Consider the following 17,817-nt stretch of genomic DNA (forward strand, 5'->3'; position numbering starts at 1 on the left):
ATGATGAGCGTCCCCGTCACCGCCGCCTCGGTCGCCCTCGATGGCGGCGTCGTCACCGCCCCCGAGGCCCTGCCGGAATCCGGCGCCTTCGTCGCCTCTCGCGGCTTCTGGGGTCATGTCGTCCACCGGCTGGTGCGCGATCCCGTCGCCGTGGCCGCCGGCGCGGTGATCCTGATCGTGATCGTCATCGCATGCCTGTCGCCGTGGATCACGCCGATGGACCCTTACAAGGGCTCGATGCTGCGCCGCCTCAAGCCGGTGGCCGACGCCACCTACTGGCTCGGCTCGGACGAGCTCGGCCGCGACATGATCAGCCGGCTGATGCTGGGCTCGCGGCTCTCCCTGTTCATCGGCGTCACGCCGGTGGTGATCGCCTTCGTGATCGGCTCGGCGATCGGGATTCTGGCCGGCTATGTCGGCGGCTGGACCAATACGATCCTGATGCGGACCATCGACGTGTTCTTCGCCTTCCCGTCGGTGCTGCTGGCCATCGCCCTGTCCGGTGCGCTCGGCGCCGGCATCTTCAACTCGATCGTCTCGCTGACCTGCGTGTTCGTCCCCCAGATCGCACGCGTGGCCGAGAGCGTGACGACGGGTATCCGCAAGCGCGACTACATCGACGCGGCCAAGCTCTCGGGCGCGTCGCCCCTGACGATCATGCGCGTTCAGGTGCTCGGCAACGTGCTCGGGCCGATCTTCGTCTATTCGACCAGCCTGATCTCGGTCTCGATGATCCTGGCGTCGGGCCTCTCGTTCCTGGGACTCGGCGTGCGACCGCCCGAACCCGAATGGGGCTTGATGCTCAACACGTTGCGGACCGCGATCTACGTCAATCCGGTGGTCGCGGCACTGCCGGGTCTCTGCATCTTCATCGTCTCGATCTCGTTCAACATCTTCTCCGATGGGCTGCGGAACGCCATGGAGATTCGCCAGTGAGCGTGATCCCCGACACCCCGGACCCGTTCATTCGCGACCGCGGCGGTCCCGCACAGCCGCTCCTGTCGGTCTCCGGCCTGTTCAAGCACTTCCCGGTGCGCAAGAGCGGCGGCAAGAAGCAGGTCGTCCGCGCCGTCGACGGCGTCGATTTCGAGGTGCTCAAGGGCGAGACCCTCGGCATCGTCGGCGAGTCCGGCTGCGGCAAGTCGACGACCGCCAAGCTTCTGATGGGGCTGATCGAGCGGGATACCGGCACCCTCCTCTACGACGGCCAGCCCGTCGGCGAGCGCTCGATGCCGTGGCGCGCCTATCGCCGCCAGGTCCAGATGGTGTTCCAGGACAGCTACGCCTCGCTCAACCCGCGTATGACGGTGGAGCAGTCGATCGCGTTCGGCCCGAAGGTCAACGGCGTGCCGGGTCGGCAGGCGGTCGAACGAGCCCGTGCGCTGCTCGCCCGCGTCGGCCTGGAGCCGAAGCGCTTCGCGGGGCGCTACCCGCACGAAATCTCCGGCGGCCAGCGCCAGCGCGTGAACATCGCCCGGTCCCTGGCCCTCGAGCCGCGGCTCGTCCTCCTGGACGAGGCGGTGTCGGCGCTCGACAAGTCCGTGGAAGCGCAGGTGCTCAACCTGCTGCTCGACCTGAAGCAGGAATTCGGGCTCACCTACATCTTCATCAGCCACGACCTGAACGTCGTGCGCTTCATCTCCGACCGGGTCATGGTGATGTATCTCGGCCGCGTTTCCGAGATCGGACCGTCGGACGCGGTGCTCGCGGCGCCGATGCATCCCTACACCCGGGCGCTGCTCGCCTCGATGCCGTCCCTGGACCCGAACAACCGGACGCAGGCCGCCCTGCTCGCCGGCGATCCGCCGAACCCGATCGACCCACCCTCGGGCTGTCGCTTCCACCCGCGCTGCAGCCTCGCGGAACCGGTCTGCTCGCAGATCGAACCGCCGTTGGAAACCATCGCGCCCCTGCACCGGGTCGCCTGTCTCGCGCGGCAGCCCGGTTCCGGTCATTCCGCGGCCCCCGCCGGGGCCCTGGCGGCATGAGCGCCCTCGTCTCCGCCGCAGGTCCGGCCGTCGTACTATCCAATCTGCGCGTCGCCTTCGGCAAGGTTCAGGTCGTCGACGGCGTCGATCTCACGGTCGAGCGCGGCCAGGCGCTGGCGCTGATCGGCGAGTCCGGTTCCGGAAAAAGCGTGACCCTTCGCGCGATCCTGCGGCTCTTCCCGGAAAGCCGAAGTCGGATCGAGGGCGGCATCTTCGCAGCCGGCAAGGACGTCCAGGCCCTCGGCAAAAGGGCGCTCGCCGATTTCCGTGGCGGCGACGTCTCCATGATCTTCCAGGAGCCGCTGCTGGCGTTCGACCCGGTCTATACGGTCGGCCAGCAAATCACCGAGGCGATCCATCGCCATGAGACGATCACCAAGGCGGATGCCCGCAAGCGCGCGCTCGCCCTGTTCGAGCGGGTGCGCATCCCGAGCCCGGAGCGGAGGCTCGACAACTACCCGCACGAGATGTCCGGCGGCATGCGCCAGCGGGCGATGATCGCGCTGGCGCTGGCCTGTCACCCACAGGTTCTGCTGGCCGACGAGCCGACGACGGCGCTCGATGCCACGGTGCAGATCCAGGTCCTGCTGCTGCTGCGCGAATTGCAGCGCGATCTCGGGCTGTCGATCGTCATCGTCACGCACGATCTCGGCGCGGCCGTCGAGGTCGCCGACCGTATCGCCGTGATGTATGCCGGCAAGATCGTCGAGACGGGTACGGCGCATCAGGTGGTGCTCGATCCCCACCATCCCTACACGATCGGCCTGCTGCGCAGCCGCGCGGAGGGCGCCCTCGAGAAGGGCGCGCGGCTCCAGACCATCCCCGGCAGCCCGCCGGACCTCGCCAACCGCCCTGCGGGCTGCCCCTTCGCCCCACGTTGCTTCCTTGCCGAGGAACGGTGCCAGACGGAGATGCCGCCGGTCGGCGAGATCGCACCCGGGCATCGGGTCGCTTGCTGGCATACGGACGAGGCTGCGTCCGCCTACCGCGCCGGACCAACGCCGGTGCGTGCGATAGAGCCGCTGCCGGCCTGACCAGAGCCGTCGGCCAATGGATGCGACGGGCGTCCCGCCTCACGTCGTCCCATGCATCAGCGACATTGTGTATCGCCCGCGTGGCGACGGAAAAGATGAGGAATTTCGCTTCGGTTATACGTCAAGGAGAGCTGTTATTCGGCACGATTGCATTGGCAAGAGTCATTTGACCTGAACGGTATCGGCTGAACTCTCGTCCCTCAGCGATCGTGTGGGTCGCCACGTGCCGTCACCTCGGCATCATTGAGGCCGAAGCCTTGCCTCAGATGAGCGACGACCTCCGGACGCTGCAGCCGCCGGTCGGCATAGATGACAAGGCGGCGGGGCGGGACCTCGTACACCACCCGTCCGCGCGGCCAGTCGTCTTACTCGCTCACCCCGTTCTCGGCTGGCAATCCGGCACTCCGAAGGCCGGTAGCTCTCAGCGCCTGCCATGCTTCCCAGCGCTCGTAGTGGCCATCGGCATGGGTCAAGCAGTCGCCGTAGGGCTCGGCCACCGCGAGCACGGTACGCGCCACGATCAGGCAGTCCCGCATCCGCCAGACCATGCCTACGGCCGGCGTCGTCGGAGCCGAGGCAGAGTGGTCGGGGCCAGGGCGAGGCTCACGTCGACACGCCGTGCGCGCCGTCGCCCGAATCCCGGACTGGACCGAAGCCGGACGCTCTGACGAAGTCCGTGAGGGCAGGGGACGGCCGGCCGTAGCTCACGATGGCCACGTCGAGATCCTGGTCGCCGACGAGCCGCAGGGCCCGCAGCAGGGCGGCATCGATCCAATCGTCCGCGTTGCCGAAGGCGCCGCCGCCGAGCCGGGTCAGCAACATCCGCTTCGAGGACCCACGGGCGGCGTTCAGCGATCCGGCCAGCAGCGTGGCCTCGTAGGCCGCCTCCAGCACGAGGCGGGCGAAGAGGGCCCAGGCCGGGGCCGGATGCTCGGAATAGGCCACCGGCAGCGCCGAGCAGAAGATCTGGCTGACGCGCGGCCCCGGGGCCGGTCCGTCCGTGACCTCGACATCCCTGTGCAGGCCGAGCCGCAGCCGGCCGCGCAGGTCGTCCAGGGTGTCCGCATCGGCGGCCTGCAGCTCGGCGGCGATGGCGTCGAGCCCCTCCCGGGTGGCGAGCGCGTAGCCGTTGCGCATCGTCCACAACGCCTCGGTGCCGATGCCCAGGCGCTGCGCCAGGGCCGCGCCGAGATCGGCAAGGCCGTCGAGCTGCCGATCCGCCGTCTGGCCGATGCCGCCGGCGACCGGGACGAGGTAGTTGCGGTAGATCGTGGCCGCACCCGCCGCCATGGCGCAGGCCGGCCCCTGCGTCCGGTCGTCGGCATAGCCCGCGACGCCATCCTCCGGCGTGACATTCGGGCTGGTCATCTCCAGCATGTTGAACTGCGAGGCGACCTGGAACAGCGCGCCGGCATTCTCCGGCTGCCGGTGCATGGCCCGCACGTCGCCCTCGACGAGGGACAGCCGCAGCCGGCCCGTTCGGCGCACGGTGCCGGCCTCGGCCCGCAGCTCCGCCAGGGACGGCAGCGTCAGCGTGCCGATGGCGAAGCGTCGATCGGTACCCCGGCACCGCAGCCGGCCGTCGACCACGCTGAGCGCGGCCTGCGTCTGCGCATATGGGCCTTCGCGGAACCCGGCGAGCCGCTCGAACCAATCCACCTGACCTCTCCCGATGCTGGCTGGCGGGTTTGGGCGTTTCGGCATGATAGCGATCGCCCATGGGTTTGTTGGAAAGGCGCCTCCTATTCCGCCCGCGATCGAGAAGTTCACGACTACCCTGAAGGTTGCTGCCCAACTCTCACCGTCAGCGGTTCCGAATAAGGGTCTGCGGCCTCAAAATCGGCGTCCCGCGGCCATGACCGCCGTCGCCCGGCTCTCCACCGCGCCATCCTGGCAACATCCGACGGAGCACGTCGTCGCGAAGGACCCAATGATGACGGAGCGCTGCCGCCACATGGAGCAGGACGAGCAGGCCGAGGATCCACGCACCGTAGGCGTGAACGCGCTTCATCACGGCCTCGCCGGCTGCAGGATCGGCGATGCGGGTGGAGAGGGGCAGGTGCGGCCACGGGATCAGTCCGTACAGCACCGTCGGGATGTTGAAGGGCGAAAGCGAGACCACGGCCCAGCCCGCGAGCGGCAGTCCGACCAGCAACCCGTAGAGGGTCAGGTGGGCCGCCGAAGCCGCGCGGCGCTCCCGCGCCGGCATGCCGTCCGGATGGGGCGGAGGCGCGTGGCCGAAGCGCCAGACGAGGCGCAACCCGGTCAGCAGGAGGACGGTGATGCCGACCGACTTGTGCCACTGGTAGAGCTGGAACCGGCGAAGCGGCGCCAAGTCCGCGTGCACCATCAGCAGGCCGATCCCGAGCAGGCCCAGTACGCACAGCGCGCTGAGCCAATGCAGCAGGATCGCCACGCGGGTGTATCGCCGCGTTCCCTCGGACATGATCGCTCCCCATCGTCCTGTCGGCAGGTGTCAGTCCTGACGCTCGAAGGCGCCGGCGATGGTGAGGTGTAGGTCGTCGCCGATCAGCGGAACGTAGGTCTTCACCCCGAACTCGGTACGCTTGAGCGTGCCGGTCGCCTCGAAGCCGACCGTGTACTTCTTGCTCAGCGGATTGGCGCCGGCGCCGACCAGGGTCACGTCGAGGGTGACGGGCTTCGTGACGCCGTGCAGGGTGAGGTTGCCGAGCACCTTCGCCTTGTCCTTGCCCTCGGGCGTCACCTTGGTCGAGACGAAGCTCATGTCGGGGAACTTGCCCGCGTCGAGCCACTGGTCGCCCTTGAGCTCGCCGGTCAGCTTGTCGCTGGTGGTCGCGACGGAGGCGACCGGGATCTTGATCGAGAGCTTCGACTGCGCCGGGCTCTTCGGGTCGAGGGTCAGGGAGCCCGAGACGTCCGAGAAGCCGCCGGAATAGTTCGAGAAGCCCATGTGCGAGACCTTCCAGCCGACCTGGGTGTGACCTGGGTCGACCGCGTAGGTGCCGGCCTGGATCTGGGCCGGGTCGCGCGTCGGCGGGGTCTGCGCCAGGGCCGGAACGGCCAGGGCGAGGGACAGGGCGACGGTGGGGACAATAAGCGTTTTCAAAGGGATCTCCTTGGGTGAGTTGGTGATGTGTCGCCGGGGAGGATGGGTCGTGTCGCATGCGAGCCCGGCCGGCGGATCTGCCGCTCCGGCGAAGCGCTCGCCCGTGACGCTTGCGATGGGACCGCTGGGGAAAAGGCAGTGACGCGGTCGATCACAGGATGAGGCCTGTCCGGTCGTGCGCCTCGCGCTTTATGCCGCTTTCGGCAGCCCTTCCGCCGCCATCGCGGCCTGGACGGCGGTGCGCGCGACAGCGCGTCGGCTGAACGCGTCGAGGCGTGGCCAGCGGGCGAGGTCGACGCCAAGGTGCGGCGTCCAGCTCAGCACCACGAAGAGATAGGCGTCTGCGACCGTAAAGTCCGGACCGGTGAGGTAGGGGCGGTTGTCGGAGAGCGCCCTGTCGACCACGTCGAGTTTGCGCCCGAGATTTGCCAACGCCGCCTCGCGCGCCTCGGGTGCAAGTGCCGGGTTGAAGAGCGGTCCGAACGCCTTGTGCAGTTCCGCCGAGATGAAGTTCAGGTGTCCGTTGAGCCGCGCGCGCTCGACCGTGCCGGCGAGGGGGGCGAGCGTGCCAGGCGCGTGCTTGTCAGCCAAGTACTGCACGATGGCCGCGCCCTCCGTCAGGACCTCGCCGTCATTGAGCTGAAGCGCCGGGACGTAACCCTTCGGGTTGATGGTCGTGAAATCCGCGCCGGATGCGGTCGTCTTGGTCTTGAGATCGACGGCCTCGAGTTCGAAGGGCAGGTCGAGCTCACGCAGCACGATGTGCGGCGACAACGAGCAGGCACCGGGGGCGTAGAACAGCTTCATGGGGTTTCTCCGGTTTCGATGTGATCGGAGAGCTAGAAGGTATCGTTACCGTGTGAAACCCGGTAACTTCCGGTGACCGTCATTTTTCGGTATCGCCCGGGAAACCAAGTCGCCGTCTCGTGCCTGGATGCATGTCATGTTTCTGAAGCTGCGAAAGAAGGTCGCGCCGCCGCCAGGCTGCCCGATGTCCGCCTGCATGAGCTTGCTCGGCGGTGTCTGGACACCGGAGATCATCTGGAACCTGAGCGAGGGGCAGCGCCGCTTCTCCGAGCTGCGCCGCGCGATGCCGGTGATCTCGGCCAAGGTGCTCAGCGGGCGGCTGAAGGATCTTGAAGAACGCGGCGTACTTTCCCGCACCGTCTTGCCGACGAGCCCTCCGAGCGTGGAATATGCCCTGACCAATCTCGGCGAGGAGCTCATCCCGGCCATCCGTGCGATCGTTGAGGTCGGTACGAAGCTGCATCTTCGGACGACGTCGGAGAAGGCGAGCGGAGCGGCTTCGCGCGGGCGAATAGCCGCTTCGGACGCAGATCCCGTCAGAACGGCGTTGGAATGAGCGGCCGCTCCCGGGCAGCGTTTGGACCGACTCCTACGACTACGTTGGGTCGAAACCAGCCTACGTGATCATGTCCACTCTGCTGAGTTTATTTCGGTCCGGCAGACGGATACTGGGTGGATATGCTGTAAAGTTCCGGGCGCGATCACCGCATCAGGCAATTGCGCGAGGTCTGACCCGCGCGGAGACCTTGTGCGACGCGGTTTTCCGAAGTTGCGCCTCGATTGCTGCGTTGGCACGGCTGCGCAGCACCTTCGTCGCCTCGACCTCGTCGAACGTGTCGGGGAAGCGCCGGCTCAGCCAGAGATAGGCGGCGGCGAGTTTGACCGTGCGCTCGAGGTCGTCGAGTTCGCCGTCTACGTTGGCCCGCAACGCGGGGACGGACGCTACCGCGGCTCGGGCCTGGACCCAACGGTCGAGCACGGCTTTCGAGGCCGCGTCACGCCGGTCGATCGGGGCGACCGCAAAGACGAAGGCCTCGCGGATCGGTAGCTGCGCCTTGTCGACCGCGCGCGCAGCTTCCAGCGCCTCCTCCATCTCGGAGGGCTGGAACGGCGAGCCGTCGTAGAAGGTGGCTCGCGAGAAGTGGGCCAGCACCTCGGCCAGCGACGCGGTTCCAAGCTCCAGGGCTGCCGCCTCTATCGCGATCAGATCCGGCCTAACGTAGAACCGGGTGTCGGCGGCGGGTGCCGTCGGGGCGCCGGCGAGTGCGTCGCGGATCGGTCCGAGGCTCGCATCGTCCGTGGCCGAGACGTGGCCCTCGTCCTGATGGCCGAAACGTCCGGCCCTGCCGGCGATCTGCCGGATCTCCGGGTTGGTGAGCGCGCGTGTCGCGGTGCCGTCCCACTTCATGACTGCCGAGAAGATCACGCGCTTGAGCGGCCCGAGGTTCAGGCCCATGCCGATCGCGTCGGTGGTGACCAGCACCTCGGCCTCGCCGTCGCGGAACCGCCGCGCCTCGGCGCGGCGCACCTCCGGGGACAGAGCGCCGTAGATCGTCGCGACGCTTCGCCCGGCCGCCACCAGGATCTCGCGAATCTCGTGCACGGCGCGGCGCGAGAAGGCGACGACGCCGTCCCCAGCCTGCACGGATTCGAACGGGACGGGCGCATCCAGCGCCACCAGCGGGGTTTTTCGCTCGAAGGTCACGACGTCGAGAGATTCGCCGGCCGCCTCCGCCGCGCGGCGGACGTGCGAGAGCGCGTCGTCCGAGCCGCAGACGATCAGGGTCTTCGCAGGGATCCCGAACAGCGCGTTGGTCCAGGCCCAGCCGCGGTCCGGGTCGGACAGCATCTGGATCTCGTCGATCACCGCGACATCGACCGGGCGGCGTAGATCCGCGGTCTCGATGGTGCGTGCGGTGTGGCTGGGGTCGGGCTCGCCCAGAACCTCCTCCCCGGTGACCATGCCGGCACGAAGCCCGCGCTCCAGCAGCGCCTCGTAGTTCTCCAGCGCGAGCAGGCGCAGCGGCGCGAGATAGGTGCCGGTCTGCGCCTTCGCCAGCGCTTCGAGCGCCGCGTATGTCTTGCCGGAGTTGGTCGGGCCCATGTGGAAGACGATCTGCCGGTTCAGCCGGCGGGCGGGCACGAACTTGTCGATGTAGCCGCCGAATCCGACCCGGTCGCGCAGGCGCCGCCGGCCGGATTCCTCGCGCGCCACCACCTTCGCCCGAGTGCGGACGGTCTTGAGCGTCTCGCCGATGGCGTGTGCGAGGTTCGGCGACGTCGTAAAAACCCGCGCGCGGAGCGATCGGTCGAGATGTGCGATGTAGGTCGGCGCATCCGCGCCGATTGCGTGAAGGTCGTCGCGAATCTGGTCGCGCAGCCGGGCGACCGCCCGGCGCAACGTGCCTTCGAGTTCGGCGGCGGTCTCGGCAAGAGCCGCGCGCAGGTCGTCCAGTCGTCGGGTCGGGTCGTTGCCCAACGCCATCTCCTCCAGGATCTCTGCGGCCGACTCGCCGGGCGGGGCGTCAAGGCGGAGGTCGAGGCGGCCGTCGTCCAGGAGCGGAATGCTCACCCGAAGCCGCCAGACGAGGTCGTCGTCGCGCCCAGGTTCGGACCGCAGCGCCGGGATCGTTGAACGAAGGGCGGCGACGCCCGTCGCGAGGAAGGCGCGCCGTGCTCCACCGTCCCGGAGAGCGGCGGCGACCGCTTCATCCTCGACGAATCCGTTGTGCTCGGGCAGGTCCATGCGAAGGCGCAAAGCCTCGCGGTCTATCGCAGCGGCTCCGATGCCGAGCCGATGCAGGGCATCTGCCAGGATGTCGGTCGTCAGGTGGTTGCGCTTGCGAGCCATGTCCCACCTTTTCGGTCGCGCGGCTGCAGATCAAGCACGCGGGGGCGGCGCGCCTTGGCGAACTTCCCAAACGCCGATCAGAGAGAGCGGACGTTGCCTCATTGCATTCCTGGTTTTGAATGAAGACCGATTTATCGACACATGAATTGGCGACACGTTTTCCAGACAAAATGGCGGGCGCTTTCGGACACTTTCCACAGTGCATGGCGCAATGTCGAGAAAACGGTCGGATACCCGACATAACAGGCGATAGAATGAAGGTCTCACTTGGTGGGCTTTTGCCGGTCTGCTTTCTATCTGGAGATTGAAGCAGCAGACGTTCGCCATCTGACGAAACCGAGCGGGGAAGTAGAATGACCGCTTCCGTGTACCCTGCTCGCCTCATCATAGAGCCTGCGTCGCGGCACCCTGCGCACGGCCGATAAACAGGATCCGGCCCGTCGGGCGACCGATCGGCGAGCCCGCCGCGGGTTCCAGCGTGATCTCGAACAGCTGGCCGTCTCCGATGGCTTCGAGCCTCTCCGGCGGCAGGCGGATTGCTCCGCCCGGCGGCAACACGCCTAGGGAGACCGGGCCGCGCGCCTGATCCCACAGGGTCCAGAGCTGCAGCGACCGCCCGCTTCCCGGCTGCACGTCAGATAGCGGCAGGGACCGCACGGTACCGTTCTGAGCGATCTGGATCAGCCAGCCCGGGCCGCCCTCCTGCCCAGTGGCGTCGCGGCTCTGCAGGATCGCGAAGTAGCGCGTCTGGCTTTCGGCAGGAGCCGACACGCGGTTCGGCAGGATTGCCAGCAAGATCGCAGCAGCCGTGGCAAGAGCCGTGGTGGCCCGCCAGAGAGCGGGGTTTCGCCACGCCGCGCTCACCATCGCGTGTCGCGGCCGTGCGGGCGGCAAGGCCGTCGTGCGGCCGAGCACCTGCCGCCGCGTCGCGAGGTCCCGTTCGATCCGCACCCATTGTTCCGAATCGACCGCGGTCGTTCCAAGAGCGGCGGAGGCCGGCAGCAATCGCTCTTCCCAGAAGGCGACGCGGCGGGCGAGATCGGCATCCGAGCCGAGGGCGCGCTCCACCTCCGCTGCCGCATCGCTATCGAGCAGACCGAGCACATACTCGCCCGCCAGGACGTCGCGGTCTTCCGGCTCGCTCGGGATCATGACAGGCAATCCTTCAAGGCGATGAGGCTGCGGCGGACCCACGCCTTCACGGTCCCGAGCGGTGTCCCAAGCCGATCGGCGATCTCAGATTGCGACAGTCCATCGACGTAGGCGAGCAGGATCACTCGCCGCCTGTCGGGGTCGAGTAGCGCGAGGCACCCGTGCAAACGTACGCCGTCCTGCGAGGCCGCCAACGCCGCGAACGGATCGGGCGCATCATCCGCGATCTCCGCGCCGGCTGCCGGATCAAGATCCGTTTCACGGCCGGCAGCGCGAACGTGCTTGAGCGCGCGGTGACGCACGATGCTGGTGATCCAGGCACGGCCCACCCCCCGGCTGCGATCGAAGGTGCCGGCGCGCTCCCAGATATCGATGACCGCATCATGCAGCACGTCAGCGGCGAGCTCGCGCCGCCGCACGATCCTAAGCGCGACGGCGAGCAGGAAGCCGGCCTCGTGGTCGTACAGACGACGTAGCGCCGCCACGTCCCCGCGAGCGCAGCCCTCCAGCGCGGAGGCGTGATCGAACGGCTCCATGATCCTCCCAGCGATCGACAGGGCAGGCCGTCGGGCCAGCCCTGCACCTTTGGAGCGAGACTACATCTTGGGCAGTATCGCGATGTCGCGCACCTTGCCGGTGACGCCGGCGATCTTGGCCGCCATCTCGCCCTTTCCGGTGGCGAGATCCACCTTGTAAAGCGTGTCGCCGGCCATGGCCCAGGCTTGGTTGCCGCCCTGGCCGTCAGAGAGGATGTCGAAGGCCACGGCCTCGCCGGACATTCCGAGCATGCCGACTGTGTTCAGGATGCCGTCGTTCGGCGGAGCCTGCTTCAACAGTGCACCGGAAGCCTCGATGTCGAACAAGGCCGTCTCCTTGGTGCCCTTGAAGGCATTGGTGTAGGCGCCAGCCGTCACCTTCGGGGCCTTGCCCTTCATGGTGTCGGTCTCGGCGAATTTGAGCTGGCCGTCCTTCGTCACCTTGCCGTCATCGACATTGGCGCGGAGGTTGGTGCCGTCCGAGCCGATGATGCGCAGGCGATCGGCGACCGGATTGAAGTCGACCGTCGCCGCAGTGTCGGCCGGCAGCATCGTGTCGAGCTTCGACTTGGCAGTGGCCTTGCCTGACATCGGATCGATCGTGACGACGCTGCCGTCCGAGATGACGGCGTAGAGCATGCCGTCGGCCGGCCGCACGTCGATGCCGAGAACGGTTCCGCCGATCCCGGTGATCGTCACCGACTTCGTGACCTTCTTCGCGGTCGTGTCGACATGCGCCAGGGTGGCGTCGCCGACGAGCGCTGCGACGGTGTCGGCACGAGCGGCGGTGACAAGACAGGTGCCGGCCACCAGGGTTGTGGCGATGATGCTCAGTCGCATGGCGTTCTCCATCTGCCGTGGAGGCGGCATCGAGAGGGCTAGCCACAAGCCAGGCGATCGGATGCAGCCGACCTCCGATTGTTTGACGTAGCGGCTTACCGTCCGCTTTCGAGAACTGGGCGAAGCGCCTTCAAGGCGAGGTTGGGTCGAAAGCTGCCGGCTCCCTCGTCGGAAAAACCACCGCTTTTTTGAATCACTGGCGGGCTGGGCGGTTTCCACTTGGACGGAGACAAACCTGGGAGGCTGCGTCATCCCGCGACATAGGAAGCCAGCTCGTCCGGCGTCCCATTGGGAAACGCTTGCTTCAAGTGATCGAGGAAGGCTGAGACGCGCGCGCTGAGTAGCCGGCGAGAGGGATAAAGCGTCCAGAGCGCGATGGCGGGACCGTCGATGTCGCCCCATTGGACCAGCCTGCCCGCAGTCAGGTCGTGACAGACCAGCGAGATCGGCAGGCATCCGGCCCCGATACCAGCCCGGATCGCGTCACGAACCATGATGAGCGACGACAGGTGCAGCACTGGCTCGAAGACGATGCGGGACCTCCCGCCGGGGGCTCCTACGTGCCAGGCGTCGCCGCCGTCCGGACCGCGCACCACGGCAGGCACAGGTCGTTCGCCCACGGGACGACCCAGGGCCGGGCTCGCCACGACGATCAGCCGGTCACGCATAAAGATGCGCCCGACCAAGCTCTCATTGGTTTCCGGGTTCACCCTGATCACGAGATCGTAGCCCTCCTCGACCATGTCGACGGCCCGGTCCTCCGTCGTCACCTCAAGACGGACTTCCGGGTGCCTGGCCGCGAACTCAGCTGCCAGCTTCCCCATCGCGACCTGCGAGAACAGCAGCGGAGCGCTGATGCGCAGCCTGCCTCGCGGCTTCGCGCTGCCCGAGGCGATGACCGCCGCGGTCTCGTCCAGTTCGGCCAGTAGCATCCCCGTCCGCTCGTGGAGGGCCCTTCCTTCCTCGGTCAGTTTCAACGTGCGTGGGCCGCGCTCGAACAAGCGCAGATCGAGCGCGGCCTCCAGCTCCGCGACCCGGCGCGAAAGCGTCGCCTTCGGGCGCCCGGCGGCACGGGCCGCCCGGCCGAAGCCCCCGTGCCGGGCGACAAGGTTGAAATCGGCGAGGGCAAGGAGGTCCATGCGTTCCACCAGCGAGACGGCATGTCCAGATATGCCATCTATCGGATCGAATGTGGATCGCTCATTTTCGGGAAGCCAACAAGGCACGAACCGGAGCCATCCCATGACCATCCTCGTCACCGGCGCCACGGGCACCATCGGCCGCCACGTCATCGACCATCTCGTGAAACGAGGCGCCAACGTGCGTGCCCTCGTCCGCGATCCCGCCAAGGCCGACTTGCCGGCGGGCGTATCCGTGGTGAAGGGCGACCTGCTAGACGTCGACGCCGTGCGCGCTGCCGTCTCGGGCGTTTCGACGCTCTTCGTGCTCAACGCCGTGGTGCCCGACGAATTCACCCAGGCACTGATCGCGCTCAATGTCGCCCGGGAGGCCGGGGTCAAGGGGGTCGTCTACCTGTCGGTCATCCACAGCGACGTCTACGTGAACGTGCCGCACTTCGCGGGTAAGTTCGGCGTGGAGCGCATGATCGAGCGGATGGGCCTCAACGCCACCATCCTTCGCCCCGCCTACTTCATGAGCAACGAGCTGACGATCAAGGACATCGTCGTCCAGCACGGCGTCTACCCCATGCCCATTGGAGCCAAGGGGCTTGCCATGGTCGACGGACGCGATCTCGGCGAGATCGCGGCCATCGAGTTGATCCGCCGCGAGAAGGCTGCTGGGCCGCTTCCCCTCGACTGGATCAACGTGGTCGGTCCCGAGACCCTGACCGGCGAAAACGTGGCCGCAATCTGGTCGGAGGTGCTGGGCCGCCCCGTCGCCTACGGCGGCGACGACACTGCCGGGTTCGAGCAGAACCTCCGGCAGTTCATGCCGGGCTGGATGGCGTACGACATGCGCTTGATGGCCGAGCGCTTCCTGACCGACGGTATGGTCCCGGAGGACGGCGACGTCGAGCGCCTTACCGCCCTATTGGGCCGTCCCCTGCGGACCTACCGCGATCTGGCCGCCGAGATCGCGGCCGCCGCCTGACGGCCGGGCGCCACGCAACCCTCATTCGGAAGGCTTATACCAAGCCTCGGTGAGGATGACTCATCGAGGCTTGGCCCCCGCGACTGCGGGGCGGCGGCCGTCCGCCGGACCTCATAGGTCCTCACCTATGAGACTTGGTATTATTGTCATGATCTACTCGACCGCGACTGTCCCGGTGAACTCGGACGGCGAGACCACGCTGACCCGTGCCCAGGCATGGCAGGGCTTGGTCCGTAAGGCCCGCGACGCCCGCCGGTTCCTGCCGCCCGGGCTTTGCACGCGCTGCGATGTGGTTGAAGAAAGCGCGACGCACATCGTACGCGAGGCCACCATCGGGGGCGTCGATTTGCGCGAGATCATCGCCTTCGAGCCCGAGGACAAGGTGACCTTCTTCCAGGCCACCGGCCCTCGGGAGGGGGCCATCGTGAACGAACTGTTCGAGGATGATGCCGGCACGCTTCAGCTTCGCTTCTACTGCTACCTCGGCCTGCGAGGGAAGGCGCCGGGCGGACCGGAGGAGCAGGCCGAGCAGGCCCAGTTCGACAGCGGCAATGGCTACAAGGCCGCCCTGCTGTCGACGCTGAGACGCACCCGCGAGCTGCTCACCGAGAACCGCCTCTGACAGTGCGAGAGGTCGAAACACCGGGGCCACCTCTGTCGAAGCGGCCGTCCCAAGAGGGCGAGGCTCTTGCCTCGCTCGAAGCGTTTGAGATTCTCGTTTGAGGAACTGACGCCAGCCATCGACGGCAGCTACTGCTATATAACGTCGCAATGCCAATAGTGCTGCAAACTAATCAAATATGATTGTTATCCTATCATCATAAATGTCTGAAAAAAGAGAGTTTTCCTTTCATGCGCGATGGCTGATCTCGGCCCAACTCAATCGTAGCAGCCACTCCTTATCGTCCCGAAAAGGGGCCGTTCACGCGTTGGACGTTATGGAACCTGCGGCCACACATCCCGACCTACGACACTTGCGCCAGGCGCGACTGATCGGTGAGATGATCCCAAAGCTCGTCTGCCGCACGGTTGCGACACTCCAGAGATCGAAACAGCCGGATTTCGATCGGGATGTCGAACTGCTCCGGACCGGCTCGGACAAGGTGCCTGCGCGCTAGATCTTCGGACGCGATGGTCTGCGGCAGCCAAGCGATACCATGCCCGTTCCGCGCCATTGTCATCAGGGTCGCCGCAAGGTGCGACGTGAGCGCCGTAACCGTATGGGTATGTTCCCGCCTCTGGCAGGCGGCGAGGATGCGGCCTAGCCCCGAAGCCTGGCTGTAAGCCAGGTATGGGACCGGCATATTTGAAGTTCCCGGAAGCGACCATTTCGCTTGGCCGTCCGGGTCGGGCGCGCAAAGCGGGACCAGCACGTCGCCGCCGATACGAACGCTCGGGAAGCGCTCGGCCTCGAAGCGCGCCCGTGCATCCGGGTGATAGTGGCACAGCAGGAAATGCACATCGCCAGAGAGCATGATGGCCTCGCAGGCTTGCATGCTGTCCGAGACGAGATTGAGCCCTCCGAAGGCCTGCTGCTGCATCAGCTGGCGCACCCAGTGCGGGAAAAACGTGAATGACAGGGCGTGGGTCGCGGCGATCGACAGCGTTGCCGTATCGCGCGTGCCGATCGCCTGTGTGTCACGCCGAGCCCGTTCCAGGTCGCGCATAAGTTCCTGGGCGGCCGGTCGGAAGTGAGCGCCGGCCGGCGTGAGCGTGGCGCCTTGTGCCCCACGCACGAACAGGGACGTACCGATCCAGTCCTCAAGGGCGCGGATACGTCGGCTGAAGGCCGGCTGCGACACGTGCCGCGTGTCGGCAGCGCGCGAAAAGGTCTTCTGCTCCGCCAAGGCCAGGAAGTCTTTCAGCCAATCCAGTTCCATGCCCGATGCCGTTTACGCATAGCGCGTTCCGAACATGGCATTGGTCGAGCGCTTATGTCCAGGCGTATGGCACCTTCCAAGCCCTCACAAGAGGGGCACCTTATTTCGATGCTCGAAGAGCAAGTAAGGGAGGAGATACGTTGTGAAACCATGGCTCAGCCGCCTGTACGTGCAGGTTTTCATCGCCATCATTCTGGGCGGCCTCATCGGGTACTTCCTCCCTGATGTCGGCATCACGCTGCAGCCCCTGGCGGACGGCTTCATCAAGCTGATCAAGATGCTGCTCGCGCCGGTCATCTTCGGCACGATCGTCGTCGGCATCGCCAAGATGGGCAACCTCAAGGAGGTCGGCCGCATCGGCGTACGGGCGCTGATCTACTTCGAGGTTCTCTCGACGCTGGCCCTCGTCATCGGCCTCGTCGTCGTCAACGTCATGCAGCCCGGCGTCGGCATGAACATCGACGCCTCGCACATCGATGGCAGCGCCATCGCCGGCTATGCCAAGCGGGCGGAGGCGCAGCCCGGCTTCGTCGGCTTCCTGATGGACATCATCCCCTCGACGATGGTGGATGCGTTCGCCAAGGGCGCCATGCTGCAGATCATCCTGATCTCGGTGCTGCTCGGCCTCGCCCTGGTCCAGGCCGGCGAGCGCAGCAAGCCGGTGGTCGTGGTCATCGACAGCCTGCTCGATGCGCTGTTCCGCATCGTCGCCATGGTCATGCGGCTCGCTCCGATCGGTGCCGGTGCCGGCGTCGCCTTCACCATCAGCAAGTACGGCTTCGGCACGGTCTGGTCGCTCGCCTACCTGATGCTCGGTGTCTACGCGACCTCGATCCTCTTCGTCGGCGTCGTGCTCGGGTCAGTCTGCGCCTGGACCGGCTTCTCCCTCCTCAAGGTGCTCGGCTACTTCAAGGACGAGATCCTGATCACGTTCGGCACCTGCTCCACCGAGGCCGTCATGCCGCGCATGATGGCCAAGCTGGAGCGGCTCGGCTGCGAAAAGTCCGTGGTCGGCCTGGTGCTTCCCACCGGCTACACCTTCAACGCCGACGGCACCTGCATCTACCTGACCATGGCGGCGATCTTCGTCGCCCAGGCTACCAACACGCCGCTCGGGATCGGTGACCAACTCGTCGTCCTCGGCGTGCTGCTCCTGACCTCGAAGGGCTCGGCCGGTGTGGCCGGTGCCGGGTTCGTCACCCTGGCTGCGACGCTGTCGAGCATTCACACCGTCCCGGTCGCCGGCCTGGTGCTGCTCCTCGGCGTCGATCGCTTCATGAACGAGGCACGCGCGGTCACCAACCTGATCGGCAACGCGGTCGCCACCATCGCCGTCGCGAAATGGGAAGGTGCCTTCGACCGAGCCAAGGCCGAGGACGCCTATCGCAACCGGGCGGCGGTCGCGGCCGGGGACATCATCCCCGAGACGGAAGCCGGGCACGCCCTGCCGCGTCCCGTGGCCGTCGCGCACTGAGCCTGCCGGCCTCCTCCATCCCTTTCCACCCGCCTCGACCCACTCACATCAAGGA

17 protein-coding genes are annotated in these 17,817 nt (G+C 66.9%); 7 read left to right on the top strand and 10 right to left on the bottom strand.

Going from position 1 to position 17,817, the window contains the following annotated elements:
- Window positions 1–3: 3 nt before the first annotated feature.
- The 3 genes from COGEMETH_RS05525 to COGEMETH_RS05535 are packed head-to-tail and all read left to right on the top strand — an operon-like array spanning window position 4 to window position 3,022.
- Complete coding sequence (locus tag COGEMETH_RS05525; protein ID WP_238181605.1) at window positions 4–936, top strand: ABC transporter permease; 933 nt, start codon at window positions 4–6, stop codon at window positions 934–936.
- On the top strand, window positions 933–1,988 hold the full coding sequence (locus tag COGEMETH_RS05530; RefSeq protein WP_238181606.1) for an ABC transporter ATP-binding protein: 1,056 nt from the start codon (window positions 933–935) through the stop codon (window positions 1,986–1,988). Before COGEMETH_RS05525 ends, COGEMETH_RS05530 begins: the two co-directional genes overlap by 4 nt.
- Entirely contained in the window at window positions 1,985–3,022 is a 1,038-nt protein-coding gene (locus tag COGEMETH_RS05535) for an ABC transporter ATP-binding protein (RefSeq protein WP_238181607.1), read from the top strand. Before COGEMETH_RS05530 ends, COGEMETH_RS05535 begins: the two co-directional genes overlap by 4 nt.
- 603 nt (window positions 3,023–3,625) lie before the next feature.
- On the opposite strand, the gene COGEMETH_RS05540 is transcribed toward COGEMETH_RS05535, so the two are convergent.
- The 4 genes from COGEMETH_RS05540 to gstA form a co-directional block, all read right to left on the bottom strand.
- Window positions 3,626–4,681, bottom strand: coding sequence for a hypothetical protein (locus tag COGEMETH_RS05540; protein WP_238181608.1), 1,056 nt, complete (start codon window positions 4,679–4,681; stop codon window positions 3,626–3,628).
- 145 nt (window positions 4,682–4,826) lie between these two features.
- The gene (locus COGEMETH_RS05545) at window positions 4,827–5,438 is read right to left on the bottom strand and encodes a cytochrome b (protein WP_306421724.1); all 612 of its coding nucleotides are present in this window, start codon (window positions 5,436–5,438) and stop codon (window positions 4,827–4,829) included.
- Between the two features lie 60 nt (window positions 5,439–5,498).
- The gene (locus tag COGEMETH_RS05550; RefSeq protein WP_238181610.1) at window positions 5,499–6,110 is read right to left on the bottom strand and encodes a YceI family protein; all 612 of its coding nucleotides are present in this window, start codon (window positions 6,108–6,110) and stop codon (window positions 5,499–5,501) included.
- 189 nt (window positions 6,111–6,299) lie between these two features.
- Window positions 6,300–6,917, bottom strand: coding sequence for a glutathione transferase GstA (gene gstA, locus COGEMETH_RS05555; protein ID WP_238181611.1), 618 nt, complete (start codon window positions 6,915–6,917; stop codon window positions 6,300–6,302).
- A gap of 136 nt (window positions 6,918–7,053) precedes the next feature.
- Here gstA and COGEMETH_RS05560 point away from each other — a divergent pair, with 136 nt between their 5' ends.
- Window positions 7,054–7,473, top strand: a complete 420-nt coding sequence (locus COGEMETH_RS05560) for a winged helix-turn-helix transcriptional regulator (protein ID WP_238181612.1) — start codon at window positions 7,054–7,056, stop codon at window positions 7,471–7,473.
- 153 nt (window positions 7,474–7,626) lie between these two features.
- Here the strand turns inward: COGEMETH_RS05560 and COGEMETH_RS05565 are convergent, their stop codons facing one another.
- The 5 genes from COGEMETH_RS05565 to COGEMETH_RS05585 all read right to left on the bottom strand — a co-directional run bounded on the left by COGEMETH_RS05565 (window position 7,627) and on the right by COGEMETH_RS05585 (window position 13,435).
- Window positions 7,627–9,768 carry a helicase-related protein gene (locus COGEMETH_RS05565; RefSeq protein ID WP_238181613.1) on the bottom strand — a complete coding sequence of 714 codons (2,142 nt, stop codon included), beginning with the start codon at window positions 9,766–9,768 and terminating at the stop codon, window positions 7,627–7,629.
- Window positions 9,769–10,152: 384 nt separating this feature from the next.
- Window positions 10,153–10,920 (bottom strand): anti-sigma factor, encoded by a 768-nt coding sequence (locus COGEMETH_RS05570; RefSeq protein WP_238181614.1) that lies wholly within the window; start codon window positions 10,918–10,920, stop codon window positions 10,153–10,155.
- Window positions 10,917–11,456 carry a sigma-70 family RNA polymerase sigma factor gene (locus tag COGEMETH_RS05575; protein ID WP_238181615.1) on the bottom strand — a complete coding sequence of 180 codons (540 nt, stop codon included), beginning with the start codon at window positions 11,454–11,456 and terminating at the stop codon, window positions 10,917–10,919. The genes COGEMETH_RS05570 and COGEMETH_RS05575 overlap by 4 nt, the downstream gene beginning before the upstream one ends.
- Window positions 11,457–11,516: 60 nt before the next feature.
- Complete coding sequence (locus COGEMETH_RS05580) at window positions 11,517–12,296, bottom strand: DUF4394 domain-containing protein (RefSeq protein WP_238181616.1); 780 nt, start codon at window positions 12,294–12,296, stop codon at window positions 11,517–11,519.
- 248 nt (window positions 12,297–12,544) lie between these two features.
- Window positions 12,545–13,435: a LysR family transcriptional regulator gene (locus COGEMETH_RS05585; RefSeq protein WP_238181617.1), complete on the bottom strand. Its 891-nt coding sequence runs from the start codon at window positions 13,433–13,435 to the stop codon at window positions 12,545–12,547.
- 103 nt (window positions 13,436–13,538) lie between these two features.
- On the opposite strand from COGEMETH_RS05585, the gene COGEMETH_RS05590 reads away from it, so the two are divergent.
- On the top strand, window positions 13,539–14,408 hold the full coding sequence (locus tag COGEMETH_RS05590) for an NmrA/HSCARG family protein (protein ID WP_238181618.1): 870 nt from the start codon (window positions 13,539–13,541) through the stop codon (window positions 14,406–14,408).
- A gap of 148 nt (window positions 14,409–14,556) precedes the next feature.
- Window positions 14,557–15,030, top strand: coding sequence for an SRPBCC family protein (locus tag COGEMETH_RS05595; RefSeq protein WP_238181619.1), 474 nt, complete (start codon window positions 14,557–14,559; stop codon window positions 15,028–15,030).
- A gap of 343 nt (window positions 15,031–15,373) precedes the next feature.
- Here COGEMETH_RS05595 and COGEMETH_RS05600 read toward each other — a convergent pair whose 3' ends face one another.
- The gene (locus tag COGEMETH_RS05600) at window positions 15,374–16,288 is read right to left on the bottom strand and encodes a LysR family transcriptional regulator (RefSeq protein ID WP_238181620.1); all 915 of its coding nucleotides are present in this window, start codon (window positions 16,286–16,288) and stop codon (window positions 15,374–15,376) included.
- Between the two features lie 142 nt (window positions 16,289–16,430).
- Between COGEMETH_RS05600 and dctA the strand changes: the two genes are divergently transcribed.
- Complete coding sequence (gene dctA / locus COGEMETH_RS05605) at window positions 16,431–17,762, top strand: C4-dicarboxylate transporter DctA (RefSeq protein ID WP_238181621.1); 1,332 nt, start codon at window positions 16,431–16,433, stop codon at window positions 17,760–17,762.
- Window positions 17,763–17,817 lie beyond the last annotated feature (55 nt).

Source organism: Methylobacterium trifolii (assembly GCF_022179685.1).
Lineage (GTDB): Bacteria > Pseudomonadota > Alphaproteobacteria > Rhizobiales > Beijerinckiaceae > Methylobacterium > Methylobacterium trifolii.

Coding starts and splice junctions, on each gene's coding strand:
- COGEMETH_RS05525 (WP_238181605.1), top strand. CDS start 4: ATGAGCGTCCCCGTCACCGCCGCCTCGGTCGCCCTCGATGGCGGCGTC.
- COGEMETH_RS05535 (WP_238181607.1), top strand. CDS start 1,985: ATGAGCGCCCTCGTCTCCGCCGCAGGTCCGGCCGTCGTACTATCCAAT.
- gstA (WP_238181611.1), bottom strand. CDS start 6,917: ATGAAGCTGTTCTACGCCCCCGGTGCCTGCTCGTTGTCGCCGCACATC.
- COGEMETH_RS05560 (WP_238181612.1), top strand. CDS start 7,054: ATGTTTCTGAAGCTGCGAAAGAAGGTCGCGCCGCCGCCAGGCTGCCCG.
- COGEMETH_RS05565 (WP_238181613.1), bottom strand. CDS start 9,768: ATGGCTCGCAAGCGCAACCACCTGACGACCGACATCCTGGCAGATGCC.
- COGEMETH_RS05570 (WP_238181614.1), bottom strand. CDS start 10,920: ATGATCCCGAGCGAGCCGGAAGACCGCGACGTCCTGGCGGGCGAGTAT.
- COGEMETH_RS05575 (WP_238181615.1), bottom strand. CDS start 11,456: ATGGAGCCGTTCGATCACGCCTCCGCGCTGGAGGGCTGCGCTCGCGGG.
- COGEMETH_RS05580 (WP_238181616.1), bottom strand. CDS start 12,296: ATGCGACTGAGCATCATCGCCACAACCCTGGTGGCCGGCACCTGTCTT.
- COGEMETH_RS05585 (WP_238181617.1), bottom strand. CDS start 13,435: ATGGACCTCCTTGCCCTCGCCGATTTCAACCTTGTCGCCCGGCACGGG.
- COGEMETH_RS05590 (WP_238181618.1), top strand. CDS start 13,539: ATGACCATCCTCGTCACCGGCGCCACGGGCACCATCGGCCGCCACGTC.
- COGEMETH_RS05595 (WP_238181619.1), top strand. CDS start 14,557: ATGATCTACTCGACCGCGACTGTCCCGGTGAACTCGGACGGCGAGACC.
- COGEMETH_RS05600 (WP_238181620.1), bottom strand. CDS start 16,288: ATGGAACTGGATTGGCTGAAAGACTTCCTGGCCTTGGCGGAGCAGAAG.